This window comes from Streptomyces sp. NPDC001732 (assembly GCF_053596315.1).
In genome coordinates this window covers 21,591-34,923 of sequence record NZ_JBSFFY010000027.1, presented here as the reverse complement: position 1 = coordinate 34,923, position 13,333 = coordinate 21,591, and the positions used below count along the sequence as shown (strand labels likewise).

Annotated in this window: 8 protein-coding genes; 5 read left to right on the top strand and 3 right to left on the bottom strand. The window is 73.5% G+C overall.

The window, feature by feature from the left end:
• The first annotated feature begins 58 nt into the window (after nucleotides 1–58).
• From ACWCXX_RS23965 to ACWCXX_RS23950, 4 genes are read left to right on the top strand one after another with little or no spacing between them, the layout of a single operon-like run.
• Nucleotides 59–1,366: an extracellular solute-binding protein gene (locus tag ACWCXX_RS23965; RefSeq protein ID WP_451130418.1), complete on the top strand. Its 1,308-nt coding sequence runs from the start codon at nucleotides 59–61 to the stop codon at nucleotides 1,364–1,366.
• Nucleotides 1,363–2,319 (top strand): carbohydrate ABC transporter permease, encoded by a 957-nt coding sequence (locus ACWCXX_RS23960; RefSeq protein ID WP_451130416.1) that lies wholly within the window; start codon nucleotides 1,363–1,365, stop codon nucleotides 2,317–2,319. The genes ACWCXX_RS23965 and ACWCXX_RS23960 overlap by 4 nt, the downstream gene beginning before the upstream one ends.
• The gene (locus ACWCXX_RS23955) at nucleotides 2,316–3,191 is read left to right on the top strand and encodes a carbohydrate ABC transporter permease (RefSeq protein ID WP_451130414.1); all 876 of its coding nucleotides are present in this window, start codon (nucleotides 2,316–2,318) and stop codon (nucleotides 3,189–3,191) included. Before ACWCXX_RS23960 ends, ACWCXX_RS23955 begins: the two co-directional genes overlap by 4 nt.
• Nucleotides 3,192–3,200: 9 nt before the next feature.
• Nucleotides 3,201–7,271, top strand: a complete 4,071-nt coding sequence (locus tag ACWCXX_RS23950) for a hypothetical protein (RefSeq protein ID WP_451130412.1) — start codon at nucleotides 3,201–3,203, stop codon at nucleotides 7,269–7,271.
• Between the two features lie 110 nt (nucleotides 7,272–7,381).
• Here the strand turns inward: ACWCXX_RS23950 and ACWCXX_RS23945 are convergent, their stop codons facing one another.
• The 3 genes from ACWCXX_RS23945 to ACWCXX_RS23935 all read right to left on the bottom strand — a co-directional run bounded on the left by ACWCXX_RS23945 (nucleotide 7,382) and on the right by ACWCXX_RS23935 (nucleotide 11,265).
• Nucleotides 7,382–8,749 carry an MFS transporter gene (locus ACWCXX_RS23945; RefSeq protein WP_451130410.1) on the bottom strand — a complete coding sequence of 456 codons (1,368 nt, stop codon included), beginning with the start codon at nucleotides 8,747–8,749 and terminating at the stop codon, nucleotides 7,382–7,384.
• 75 nt (nucleotides 8,750–8,824) lie between these two features.
• Entirely contained in the window at nucleotides 8,825–9,616 is a 792-nt protein-coding gene (locus ACWCXX_RS23940; RefSeq protein WP_451130408.1) for a 3-hydroxybutyrate dehydrogenase, read from the bottom strand.
• Nucleotides 9,617–9,828: 212 nt separating this feature from the next.
• Nucleotides 9,829–11,265 (bottom strand): 3-hydroxybutyrate oligomer hydrolase family protein, encoded by a 1,437-nt coding sequence (locus tag ACWCXX_RS23935; RefSeq protein ID WP_451130406.1) that lies wholly within the window; start codon nucleotides 11,263–11,265, stop codon nucleotides 9,829–9,831.
• A gap of 418 nt (nucleotides 11,266–11,683) precedes the next feature.
• Here ACWCXX_RS23935 and ACWCXX_RS23930 point away from each other — a divergent pair, with 418 nt between their 5' ends.
• The gene (locus tag ACWCXX_RS23930) at nucleotides 11,684–13,168 is read left to right on the top strand and encodes an extracellular catalytic domain type 1 short-chain-length polyhydroxyalkanoate depolymerase (protein ID WP_451130404.1); all 1,485 of its coding nucleotides are present in this window, start codon (nucleotides 11,684–11,686) and stop codon (nucleotides 13,166–13,168) included.
• Nucleotides 13,169–13,333 lie beyond the last annotated feature (165 nt).

Genomic DNA, 13,333 nt, shown 5'->3' with positions numbered 1-13,333 from the left:
TACGTCGGAACCGGCGGCGAAACCATTCGCCCGCCCGTCAGCACGAGGAGGACACACCATGACGACGCGTTCTCATCTCCGGCCGGGCCGGAGCGCGTTCGGCCGCCGCGGCTTTCTCCGCATCGGCGGCGGGGCCGCGGCGCTCACCGCGCTTCCCCCCGCCCTGACGGCCTGCTCCGATTCGGGCGGCGGCTCCGGAAAGCTGCGCGTCGTCGGCGTCGCCGACCAGCAGAAGCCGGTGGAGGACATGGTCGCGCGGTACCGCAGGTCCCACCCCGACGCCGCGTTCGCCACCTCCTTCGCACCCACGGACCAGGTGCAGACGGTGGTGCGCACCCGGCTCGCCGGTGGCAACGCCCCGGACGTGCACGTGCTCTACCCCGGCAGCGGCAGCGCCATGTCCATGGTCGAACTGGCCAGGGCCGGGCTCCTGGCCGATCTCAGCGAACAGGGCTGGACCGAGGAGGTTCCGAAGAATTTCCACCCCGCCTACCGGCACGAGGGCAGGACCTATCTGTATTCGGCGGGCAGCAGTGTCATCGGCGCCATCCACAACAAGAAGGTCTTCGCCGACGCCGGGGTCGAACCGCCCCGGACCTGGAGCGAACTCCTCGACGTCTGCGCGAAATTGAAGGCGAAGGGCGTGATCCCGATCGCGCTCGGCGCCCAGACCCCCTGGGTCACCCAGCTGATCACCTACGCGCTGGTCCCCAACGCCGTCCATGCGAAGAATCCCGGATTCGACGCCGAAATGACCTCCGGCAAGGCGCATTTCCGCGGCTCCGGATGGGCCGAGGCGCTGGGCAGGTACAAGGAATTGCAGCGCCGGGGATTCTTCAACGACAACCCCAACGGGACGACGTACGAGCAGCAGACCTCGATGGTCGCCGGTGGCAGGGCGGCCATGGCCGTCCAGGTCTCCGCCGTGCTCGCCAACTTCCGCCAGGCCGCCCGGACCCCGGACGACCTCGGCATGTTCCCCTTCCCCGGCGGTGACGACGCCGGGAAGCTGTGGATCCCGGCGGGCATCGTCGTCGGGCTCGGGATCTCCGCACGGTCCGGGAAGTCGGCCGGGGCGAAGGCGTTCGTCGAGTTCCTCGGGAAGCAGGAGAACGTCGACCGCTGGGCGCGGTCCGTGGCCGCGATCCCGTTCAAGCGCGACTCCTCGACCAGGATCGATCCGGTCCTCGATTCCTTCCTGCCCGCGATCGACGGCAACCGGGCCGTTCCCTTCATGGATCAGAGCTGGCCCAACGCCGAGGTGCAGCCCGCCCACTTCGCCGCCGTGCAGGAGCTGCTCGCGGACAAGACGGACGTCGACGGCGCGCTGGCGCGGATGGACGAGGCCTACGGGAAGGCGTCGTGACGAGCACGTCCTTCGAGGAACGCGCGGTCGCCGGGGGCCGGGCCGGGCCGCGCCCCGGTCCCGACCGCCCGGCCCGGCGCCGCGACCACACCCTCCCGCCCCGGCTCTTCGTCGTCCCCGCGCTCCTCGTCTACGCGGTCGTCGTCCTCTACCCGAGCCTCGCCGGGGTGATGTACGCCTTCACCGACTGGTCCGGCATCGGCGGTTTCTCCTTCACCGGCCTGGACAACTTCCGTGCCCTGCTCGACGACGAGCGGGCCCTGGAGTCGGTCGGCAACACCCTGCTGCTGACCGTCGCCGTGGTCGTCGTCCAGAACGGCGTCGGGCTGCTGCTCGCCCTGGGCGTCCACTCCCGCATCCGGTCCCGCTCCGTGCTGCGGCTGGTCTTCTTCGCGCCCGCGGTGGTCAGCCCGGTCATGGTCGCGATCCTGTGGAAGTACGTCTACAACCCCGACAACGGCGCCGGGCTCAACGGGGTCCTCGGCGCGATCGGGCTCGGCGGGCTGCGCCAGGACTGGCTCGGCGATCCCTCGCTCGCCCTGTGGTCGGTCGCCGCGATGGTCGTGTGGCAGTACGCGGGCTACTCCATGGTCGTCTTCCTGGCCGGGCTCCAGGGCGTGCCGGCCGAGCTCCACGAGGCGGCGCGCATCGACGGGGCGGGTTCCTGGCAGCGCTTCCGCTACGTCACCTGGCCCCTCCTGGCCCCGGCGCTGACGGTCAACCTCATGCTGTCGACCATCGGCGGTCTCAAACTCTTCGACCAGGTCTACGCCGCCACGAACGGCGGGCCCGGCACCTCCAGCGAGACGCTGTCGACCGTCCTGTACAAGGAGGCCTTCGTCTACGGGAAGTTCGGCTACAGCACCGCCGTGGCCCTGGTCCTCGCCCTGTTCGTGGCCGCGGTGTCCCTGGTGCAGCTCCGCTACCTGCGCGCGAGGGAGGTCACCGCGTGAGTGTCGCAACGGCCCGGGGTCCGGTGGAACGGCGGCCCCGCGGCGGCGGGCGCAGACCACGGTTCGGGCGGTACGCCCTCGAACTGGTCATGATCGCCGTCGCCGTCGTCTTCCTCTTCCCGGTGTACGCCCTGGTCACCCTGGCGATGAAGGACCCCCGGCAGATCGCCGAGTCGCCCCTGGCCCCGCCCTCGCCGCCCACCTTCGCCAACTTCGGCCACGCCTGGTCCTCGGCGTCGCTGGGTCCCGCCCTGCTCAGCAGCACGGTCATCACCGCCGTCAGCCTGCTGCTCCTGGTCGTCCTCGGGTCCACGGGGGCCTACTGCCTGGCGCGCCGGGCCCGCGGCCTCGGCTACGGGCTGTACGTCCTGTTCCTGCTGGGCATCGTGCTGCCGTTCCAGCTCGGCATGATCCCGCTCTACAGACTCGTCGACGACCTGGGCTGGCTCGGCACGTACCACGGCATGGTGCTCTTCTACACCGGCATCCAGATGCCGTTCACCGTCTTCCTGTACACCGGTTTCATCCGTGCGCTGCCGCAGGACTACGCCCAGGCCGCGCTGATCGACGGCTGCAACCACCGGCAGGCCTTCGCCCGGGTCGTCTTCCCCCTGCTGCGCCCCGTCACCGGCACCGTGATCATCCTGAACGCCGTTTTCATCTGGAACGACTTCTTCACCCCGCTGCTGTACCTGGGCGGTTCCGGCAGGGAGACCGTGCCCGTGGGCATCTTCGCCTTCGTCGGCCAGTACGTCTCCGACTACGGCCTCGTCTTCGCGGGACTGGTACTCGCCGCCCTGCCGGTCCTGGTGGTCTTCGTGCTCCTCCAGCGCTATGTGATCAAGGGTTTCGCGGGCGGCCTCAAGGGCTGAGGACATCTCATGGCACATTCCGGACACCGGCCCCTTCCACCGGACCTCGCGGCGGCGTTCGCCGACCCGCCGCGCGCCTTCTCCCCCGTCGCCATCTGGTGGTGGAGCGGGGAACGGCTCGAACGGTCCCGGCTGCGGGCCCAGCTGGAGCGTTTCACCGAGGGCGGGGTGCACCATCTGGTCCTGCTCAACCTGGCGCCGTCGGGCCCGTTGTTCGGCTCCGACGCCGACGATCCGCCCTTCCTCTCCGACGCCTGGTGGGCACTGCTCGACGGCGTGTGCGAGGACGCCCGCGAGCTCGGTGCCGGGCTCTGGTTCTACGACCAGCTCGGCTTCTCCGGCGCAGATCTCCAGGCCCGGCTCGTCGACGAACGATCCGGCCGCGCCGGGCGCCGGCTCGACCGTACGCGCGCCGTGGTCGAGTCCTCGGCCGGCCGTGTCGGGGAGCTGCGCTGTCCCCCCGGCGCCCGTCCCCTGGCGGGCGGTGCCGAACCGGTCGACGACGACGGCCGGGGCACCGGCCCCGCGGTCCGGGTCCCGGTGACCGACGGGGTCGTGCGGGCGCCCGGTCCGGGACGCTGGCGTCTGACGCTCCATCACCACGACGCGCTCGGCTTCGACTACCTCGGAGAGGAGGCGTGCGCGGCACTGCTGGACCGGGTGCACGGGGAGTTCGAGCGCCGGCTCGGGGACCGTCTCGGGACCGTCGTCGTCGGCTCGTTCCAGGACGAGCTGCCCGCCCTGCCCACCTGGTCCACCGGTTTCGCCGCGTCGTTCCTGCGCCTCCACGGGTACGACGTCACCGAACGGCTCGACGCCCTGTACGCGGACAGCACGGATCCGGACGCCCACCGGATCCGCCGCGACTACCACAGGACCCGTGCGGAACTGGCCGAGGCGGCGTTCTTCCGGCCGCTGGCCGCCTGGCACGAGCGGCACGGCCTGCTCGTCGGCTGCGACCAGCAGGACCCCGCCCGTGCCGGGCACCCCGTCGGGGGCGTGCGGCTGTACGCCGACTACGCCCGCACCCACCGCTGGTTCTCGGCCCCCGGCTCCGACCACCACGGCGACGCCCGCGTCCACTCCTCGCTCGCCCACCTCTACGGCCGCCCCCGCACCTGGATCGAGGCGTTCCACTCCACCGGCTGGGGCGGGACGTTGGAGGAGACGTTCGACTGGCTGCTGCCGTGGCTGCGGGCCGGGGCGACGCTCTACAACCCGCACGCGGTCTACTACACGACCAAGGGCGGCTGGTGGGAGTGGGCGCCGCCCGCGACCGACTGGCGGCAGCCGTACTGGCGCCACCACCGGGTCCTCGCCGATGCGGTGGCCCGGCTGTGCGCGGCCCTGAGCCTGGGCCGTCATCTGTGCGACGTCGCGATCCTGCTGCCCACCACCACGGCCCAGGCCGGCACCGCCCTGGACGGGGTCACGGACGAGGCGGAGCACGCCCAGTCGGTGTATCTCGGCCTCGTCGGGGAGATGTCCTGGTTCCGCACCCGGCCGGGCGTCATGGACCGGCTGGGGCTGGACGCCGATGTCGTCGACGACGCCTCCCTGGCCCGTGCCCGGCTCTCCCGGTCCCGCGACGGGGTGCGGCTGGCGGTGGCGGACGAGGCGTACGGCACCGTCGTGCTGCCCGCGTGCACCGTCATCGAGCGGGAGACGGCGCACCGGCTCGTCGAATTCGCCTCGGCCGGCGGGCGGCTGATCGCGCTCGGCGCGCTTCCCGAGCGGCTCGTCGGCCCGGGTCCGGCCGTCACGGCAGCCGAGCTGCGGGCCTGTTTCGCGGATGGCCGGGCCGTGCACCTCCCGGCGGACGCCCCGGACGGTTCCCTGGCCGCCGCCCTGGCCGGCTCGCCCCCGGTCGTCCGCGCCCCGGTTCCCGCGCTCGCGCGCCGGGTGGACGGTGCCACGGTGGTGTTCCTGACCGCGGGCAGCCCCCGGGCGACCCGGGCGAGCGTCGCCGCGCCCGACGAGCGGGGCGCCGCGCTGGGCTGGCTGGACGCCCGTTACGACTTCGACCCCGGCCGCTGGGCGCGAAGTGCCCGGGTGCGGGTGCGGGACGTGGCGGGGCCCGCGGTGCTGCTGGACCCGTTCGGCGGGGCTCCGCGGACCCTGCCGGTGGTGTCCGCCGCCGACGACGCCCGCGCCGTCGAGGTCGAGGTCCCCTTCGACACGGGCCCGGCGGCGCTGCTGGTCCTCCCGGCCGGGAACGGCGCCCCGGCGGTGCCAGGGTCCCCGCCCGCCCCGGGCGCGGCCGGCAGGGGTGAGGACGTGGTCACCGTCGAGATCCCCCCGGACGCGGACTGGCGGGCGGTGCTCGTCCCGACCCTCGACGACACCTGGGGCGACTTCGCCCGCCCCGCGACGGGTCCGCCGTCCGCCGGCCCGGTGGTCACCGAATGCCGGACCTTCGGGCACCGGGTGGAGGCCGCGGGCGAGGACGGGGTACGGGACGGCTGGGCGGGCGGGGCCGGATCGGCGCGGGCGACGGTGCACGCGACGTTCGGTCCGCGTGCGGTCGTCCTCCGCGGTGCCCCCGGGCGGGGACGCCCGTCGGTCCTCGAATGGTCCGACTCGCTGGGCGTGCGCAAGGACCCGGTCCACCGCGCCGTGCTGGGGCCGAAGGGGCACGTGCCCGAGGAGTTCGTGCACCTGGGCCGCGCGGTCGCCGGGGAGGCGGTGCGGCTCCGCACGACGCTGCACCTGGACGAGGACTTCGACGGGTACCTCGCGATCGGGGCCGCGGCGGCGAAGCGCGCCCGGCTCGACGGCGCACCCGTGGCCCTGGACGACCGGGGCCATCTCGCGACGGGCCGGGTGCGGGCGGGGGCCGGGCCCCGTCTGCTCTCCGTCGACCTGGTCCCCGACCGGGACTGCGTACTGCGGGCGCATCTGGCACTCGTCCGCGAGCCGGAGCGCTACCGGCGCCCGGAGTGGATCCTCGCCGCCGGGGCGGTGGGCACGACGCTGCGCCTGCCGGTCCTTCCCGTCCGGGCCGTCGTCCAGCTGGCCTCCCGGGTGCCCTGCGCGCTGTGGGTGAACGGACGGCTCATGGGCAGGCAGGGCGGCTTCGACCCGTACGCCGAGCACGCGGTCCCGCGGGTGCGGCGGCACGACGTGACGGCAGCCCTGCGCCTCGGCGACAACGACATCACCGTGGAGACCTCCGGTGACGGCGAACGGGCGGTCCTCGTGGACGCGGTCCTCGACGACGGGGCCGGGGGCCGGGTGGCGACGCTGCACAGCGACGGCACGTGGTGGACCGGGGGCGGGCGGGGGCGCGAGCCGGTCGAGGTGCGCCGCGAGCCGGTGGGCGACCCCGCCGCCCTGCATCTGCGCCGCCGCCCGCACCCGCTGCCGGGGGCCTCCTGGCTGGACCCGGAAGCGGACGACGGCACGGTGGTGCCGGTCCGGTTCGCGGTCCCCGGGCACCGGGCCGCCGTGGAGTGGCTGTGGTGCCGGCTGCCGCCCGGCGCGACCCGGTTGACGGTGCCGGTGCACGGCGGGGCCACGGTGTACGTGGACGGTGTCGAGTGCGCCGCCGAGGTGGGCGCCGTCGGGGCCCGGGGGGTGCGTACCGTGACGGTCGTGCTGCCGGCCGACGGTCCTCGCGGGCCGCGCACCGCGGCCCTGCGCCTTCGCACGCGCCCCGGCCACGAGGGCGGTGCCGCGCTGGCCGGTCCGCTGCGGTGCGTGGTCGGCCCCGGGCTGATCCGCCTCGGCGACTGGGAGGCCCAGGGGCTGGCCGAGTACAGCGGTGGTGTGCGCTACAGCCGTGAGGTGACGGTGCCCGCCGGGGCCGCCGACGGGCGCGTCCTGCTCGACCTCGGGCGGGTCCGGGGGACGGCGGAGGTGCGGATCGGGGGTGTGGCCGCCGGGGTGCGGGTGTGCTCCCCGTACGTGTTCGACCTGACGGGACTGGCCGGGCCCGGCACCCATACCGTCGACATCACCGTGTTCGGGACGCTGGCGCCCCGGCTGGACGCGACGAGCCCGACGCATTTCGTCTTCCCCGGGCAGTGCGTGAGCGGCCTGTCGGGTCCCGTCCGGCTGCGGGTGGAAAGGGCGACGTGACAAAGACGCGCCGGGGGCGGTGGTCCGGCCCGTGCCCGGTGCGGGGTGCGGGCCGGTCCGCCGGGCGGCTCCTGCCGTCGGCGGACCGGGGGTTCACGGGCGGGACGGGGTCACGCCGGGTCGCCCGCGGCGACCGGGGGCCGCTGTGCCGTCTTCTCCTCGTCCCGGCTGCGCGTGAGGTCGCGGCCGAGGGTCTCCCGGGTGACCGCCACGGTGACCGTGGTGACCACGGCCGCCGCGCAGAGGTAGAGGCTGACGGGCGTGGAGGAGCCGAATTCCCGGAGGAGTTCGACGGCGATGATCGGGGCGAGGGCCCCGGCGACGATGGAGGCGAGCTGGGAGCCCATGGAGGCGCCGGAGTAGCGGACCTTGGTGTCGAACATCTCGGAGATGAACGCGGCCTGCGGCCCGTACATCGCGCCGTGCAGCACCAGGCCGGTGGTCACGGCCAGGGTGATCACGGCGAACGACTCGGAGTCGACGAGGGCGAAGAAGGCGAACGCCCAGACGGCCATGCCCACGGAGCCGATCAGGGTGACCGGGCGGCGCCCGATGCGGTCGGACAGCGCCCCCCAGGCCGGGATGGTGACGAAGTGGACGGCGGAACCGATCAGGACGGCGTTGAGCGCGGTGCTCTTGGGCAGTTCCAGGTGGGTGGTGACGTACACGAGCACGAAGGAGGTCAGGATGTAGTACGAGATGTTCTCGCCGAAGCGGACCCCGATGGCCGAGAGGACCTCGCGCCAGCTGCGCCGGAACACCTGGACGACGGGGGCCTGTTCCTTGACGCCCCGGGCGGCGTCCGCCTCGGCCTTGGCCTGTGCCGCGAGGAACACCGGGGACTCCGAGACCGACACGCGGATCCACAGCCCGATCATCACGAGGAGCCCGGACAGCAGGAACGGGATGCGCCAGCCCCAGGACTGGAAGGCGGCTTCCGACTGGAAGGAGGCCAGCAGCGCCAGGACTCCGGTGGCCAGGAGGTTTCCGCCGGGGGCGCCGCCCTGCGGCCAGGACGCCCAGAAGCCGCGGTGCTTGTCCCCGCCGTGCTCGGAGACGATCAGCACCGCGCCGCCCCACTCGCCGCCCAGTGCGAAGCCCTGCACCAGCCGGAGCACGGTCAGCAGGATCGGCGCCCCGACGCCGAGGGTCTCGTAGGTGGGCAGCAGACCCATGGCGAAGGTCGAGCCGCCCATCATCAGGAGGCTGATGACCAGCAGCTTCTTGCGGCCGATCTTGTCGCCGAAGTGGCCGAAGACGATGCCGCCCAGCGGCCGTGCCAGGAAGCCGATCGCATAGGTGACGAAGGCGATCAGGGTGCCCACCAGCGGGTCGGCGGAGGGGAAGAACAGCGTGTTGAAGACCAGCGCGGCGGCCGAGCCGTACAGGAAGAAGTCGTACCACTCGATGGTGGTGCCGATCAGGCTCGCCGCGACGATACGGCCGATGCCGCCTCTCGGCCTGGGGGTGTCAGACATGGATTCACCGGGTTTCACGAGTGGGGACGGAAGGGGGTGGTGCGGGGTTCTGGTGCGGGACGGCGCGGCGGTGGTTCAGCCGGCGGTCCAGCCGCCGTCGAGCGGCAGGGACGCCCCGGTGAGGCAGCCGGTGTGGGGGCCGCACAGCCACAGGACGGCGGCGGCGACCTCTTCGGACTCCAGGAGCCGCTTGACCGGCGACCGGGCCAGCATGACGTCGGAGAGCACGTCGCCCTCGCTGATGCCGTGCGCGGCGGCCTGGTCCCGGATCTGGCCCTCGACGAGCGGGGTGCGGACGTATCCGGGGTTGACGCAGTTGCTGGTGACGCCGTGGGGGGCGCCCTCGATCGCGGCGACCTTGCTCAGCCCCTCCAGGCCGTGCTTGGCCGCGACGTAGGCGGACTTGTAGGCGCTGGCCCGCAGCCCGTGGACGCTGGAGATGTTGACGATCCGGCCCCAGCCCTGTCCGTACATGTGCGGCAGGACCCGTCGCATGAGCAGGAACGGGGCGGTGACCATCACCTTCTGGATCAGTTCGAAACGCTCCGTCGGGAACTCCGTGAGCGGGGCCACGTGCTGCAGACCGGCGTTGTTGACCAGGATGTCGACCTCGGCCGGGAGGAGGTCGACGGCGTCCCGGTCCGCGAGGTCGGCCACGTGGACCCGGCCGCCGCTGAGCTCCGCGACCGCCTCGGCCGCCGCCGCGTCCCGGTCGACCACGTGCACGGCGGCTCCCGCCTGTGCCAGGGCGAGCACACAGGCCCGGCCGATGCCGCTGCCGCCGCCGGTCACGAGGGCCGTGCGTCCGTTCAGGTCGACCGCGGCGGGCGGCGGCAGCGGGGCCGGGGTGGGAAATGTGTTCGTCATGGCCGGAAACAGTAGGGAGCGCTCCGGGTTCGTCCCATGTGATGAACAGCCACAAAGCAACGGTCTCCGGTGGTTCCCACCGCCACAAGTCTGCCGAACATGCTTTCGCCGGAGTCGTCGTTCTTCGATTCTGCTGTCCCGTGGATCGACGACGGCCGGATCGCGAGGGGCGATCCGGCCGGGTCGGGACGGTGGCGGTGCGGTGGTGCCGGTCAGGTCCGGGGTGCGGAACGCTCGGCGAGGGGGCAGCTGTTGACGAGGGTCGTGGCGTCCGCACCGGCGGGCGCCGGCACGGTCCGGGAGGCGGGAGGCCGCCGCCCCTCGGTGAGCCAGCCCTCCAGCGCGGTGAACGCCGAGCGGTGGCAGGGCGTGAGCGGCCGCAGCCGGTCCGGGAACACGTCGAACAGGGAGTCGGTGTGAGTGCCGCCCTCGATGCGGTAGTAGCGGTGCAGGGAGCCCCGGCCCGCCTCGTTCACCATGCGGGCGTAGACGTCCGAGTCCCGGCTGATCGGGAGCAGGACGTCGAGGGTGCCGTGCACCGTGATCAGCGGTTTGCCGATGCGTCCGGTGAGCCCGATCTTCCGCACGGCCCGGCGCACCTCGTCGGGGCGCGCCGCGTAGTCGTAGTCGGCGTCGCAGGCCGGTGTCCCCGGCGCGCAGTACGGGGTGCCCGCTTCGAGGGCCCCGTCGAAGTCCGGGTCGATCTCCTCGCGGTAGATGCGCTGCGTCAGGTCCCAGTAGACCTGGTGGTGGTACGGCCAGAGGAACTCCGAGCCCGCCGGGTAGCCGGCGGCGTGCAGGGCGTCCCGGGCCGCCCCGGCGCCCTCGCCCCCGGCCGCGTACGCCGGGTAGTGGCGCAGCGCCTCGGGCAGGAAGTCCAGCAGCGTGGGCCCGTCGGAGCGCCACAGGGTGCCTTCCCAGTCGACTCCCCCGTCGTAGAGCTCGGGGTGGTTCTCCAGCTGCCAGCGCACCAGGTAGCCGGCGTTCGACAGACCGGTCACCAGGGTGCGGGACGGCGGGCGGTGGTAGCGCTGGGCGACCGTGGCGCGGGCGGCCCGGGTGAGCTGGGTGAGCCGGTCGTTCCACTCGGCGATGGCGTCGCCCGGCGCCTTCCCGTCCCGGTGGAACGCGAGGCCGGTGTTGCCCTTGTCCGTGGCGGCGTAGGCGTAGCCGCGGGAGAGCACCCAGTCGGCGATGACCCGGTCGTTGGCGTACTGCTCGCGGTTGCCGGGGGTGCCTGCCACGACGAGGCCGCCGTTCCACTGGTCGGGCAGCCGGACGACGAACTGGGCGTCGTGCTTCCAGCCGTGGTTGGTGTTGGTGGTGGAGGTGTCGGGGAAGTACCCGTCGATCTGCGTGCCGGGGACCCCGGTGGGCACGGGCAGGTCCTTCGGGGTCAGCCCGGCCCAGTCGGCCTCGTCGGTGTGTCCCGAGGCGACGGTCCCGGCCGTGGTCAACTCGTCGAGACAGGCGGTCTGTTGGTACTCGGCGCCGGGTACGCGCAGCTGTGCGGCGTTCGCGCAGTGGCCGCCGCGGTGGCCGGTGTCGGCCGTCGCCGCGGAGGGGGTGAACGCGAGGGCGGCCAGGGCGAGGACGGCCGGGGCACCCCGTTTCCAGAAGCGGGGCGGGGAGTTGGTGGAGCGGCGCATCGGACTGCCTCCGGGGTCGTGTGGTCGGACGCGCGGAGGCTATGCCGCCGGTTCACCCGGTTCCATGGGTCCGCGAACCACCGTCCGGCGCCCGGCGATGGTGCGGTCCGCCACCTCGGCCCGTACGGCATGCCCGAGGAGGACGGCCGGTGACTCCCCGTCAGGGGCCGGGGCACCGGGTACGCGTCCCTCGCTCCGCCGGGCGGAACGGGGCAGGACGCGCCCCCCGTACCACCGTCCTACACGCCCGTCCGGGGCGCGGCCATGGACGGCCCTCACACAGGGGCCCCGGCAACCCTGGCTGCCGCGCCCATGCCTGCCCCGGCGCGGGCGCCCGGATGATGGGCGCCACGCCGACGGGCGGTCCCGCCCGGCATCGGCCCGAAGAACGTACTCGTCGCCCCAGGAGGCAGTCGACATGCGACAGCCGAACCCCCCACACCGCTTCGCGAGGAGTCGCCGCCCGGGAGGCGTCCGCCGCCGGCTCACGGCCGCGGCGGGCACCCTGGCCCTCGCCGCCGGTCTGCTGACCGTCGCCCCGCGGGCGTCCGCCGTCGGCCTCACCGAGATCACCGGCTTCGGCACCAACCCCGGCAACCTCTCCATGTACGCGTACGCGCCCGACGGGCTGCCGACCGGGGCGCCCGTCGTGGTCGCCCTGCACGGCTGCACCCAGAGTGCGAACGACTACTACGCCCACTCGGGCTGGCCGAAGTTCGCCGACCGCTACGGCTTCACGCTGGTTCTCCCGCAGACGAGCAGCGCCAACAACGCCAACTCCTGCTTCAACTGGTTCGAGCCGGGCGACAGCACGCGCGGACAGGGCGAGGCGCTGTCGATCAAGCAGATGGTCGACGAGGCCGTCGCCCGGTACGGCGGCGACACCGGTCGGGTGTACATCACCGGTCTGTCGGCGGGCGGCGGCATGACCGCCAACATGCTCGCCGCGTACCCCGACGTCTTCGCGGCGGGCTCCATCGCCTCCGGTCTGCCGGCGCGCTGCGCGAGCACCGTGGCCGCGGCCTACACCTGCATGTACAGCCCGGCCGACAGGACCCCCGGCCAGTGGGGGGACCTCGTGCGTTCCGCCGCTCCCGCCGGAACCGCCTCCTGGCCCCGGGTGGCGATCTGGCAGGGCACCGCCGACACCACCGTCCGGCCCGCCAACGCCGCCGAGCTGCGCGACCAGTGGACCGACGTGTGGGGCATCGGGCAGTCCCCTTCCCGCACCGAGGAGCTGCCCGGGGGCACCACGCTGAGCGTCTACGAGGACGCCTCCGGCGAACCGGCGGTCGAGGTCTACTCGATCGCGGGCATGGCCCACGGGCTCGCGGTCGACCCCGGCAGCGGCGCCGAGCAGTGCGGCACCGCCTCCACGTACTACCTCGACACCATCTGTTCCAGCTACCGCACCGCCCGGTTCTGGGGGCTGGACGGCGGCGGTGGGACCCCCGGGACGCTGCCGGCCCCCACCGGTCTGACCGTCACCGGGACCACCGGCACCACCGCCGCCCTGAGCTGGAACGCGGTCGCCGGCGCGGCCTCGTACGCCGTCCACCGCGACGGCACGGAGGTGGGCACCACGGCGTCGACCGATTACACCGACACCGGTCTGGCCACCGGTACGGCGTACCGCTACACCGTGGTCGCGGTCGATCACTCGGGCACGAAGGGCACGGCCTCCTCCGCGGTGACCGCGACCACCACCGGGTTCACGCCCACGTGTCACACGGCGAGCAACTACGCGCACACGGTCGCCGGGCGCGCCCGCCGGAGCGGCGGGTACACCTACGCCCTGGGCTCCGGCCAGCCCATGGGGCTGTGGAACACGTCCGTCACGCACACCCTCGAACAGACCTCGCCCGGCCACTACGTGATCGCCGACTCCGGCTGCCCCGTCTGAGCCCCGCCCGCGGCCCCGGCCGGGTCCCGCGCCGGGGCCGCGGGCAGAACCACCACCTCCGCCGCACACCCCGAGGAGTGGGCGATCGACACCCCTTTTCCGTAGGAAGTGTGTCCGGCACCCATGGCCGCGTCTGTCGCGCCTTCCTAGGCTCACTGCCCGTCG

Coding starts and splice junctions, on each gene's coding strand:
- ACWCXX_RS23950 (WP_451130412.1), top strand. CDS start 3,201: ATGGCACATTCCGGACACCGGCCCCTTCCACCGGACCTCGCGGCGGCG.
- ACWCXX_RS23935 (WP_451130406.1), bottom strand. CDS start 11,265: ATGCGCCGCTCCACCAACTCCCCGCCCCGCTTCTGGAAACGGGGTGCC.
- ACWCXX_RS23940 (WP_451130408.1), bottom strand. CDS start 9,616: ATGACGAACACATTTCCCACCCCGGCCCCGCTGCCGCCGCCCGCCGCG.
- ACWCXX_RS23945 (WP_451130410.1), bottom strand. CDS start 8,749: ATGTCTGACACCCCCAGGCCGAGAGGCGGCATCGGCCGTATCGTCGCG.
- ACWCXX_RS23965 (WP_451130418.1), top strand. CDS start 59: ATGACGACGCGTTCTCATCTCCGGCCGGGCCGGAGCGCGTTCGGCCGC.
- ACWCXX_RS23930 (WP_451130404.1), top strand. CDS start 11,684: ATGCGACAGCCGAACCCCCCACACCGCTTCGCGAGGAGTCGCCGCCCG.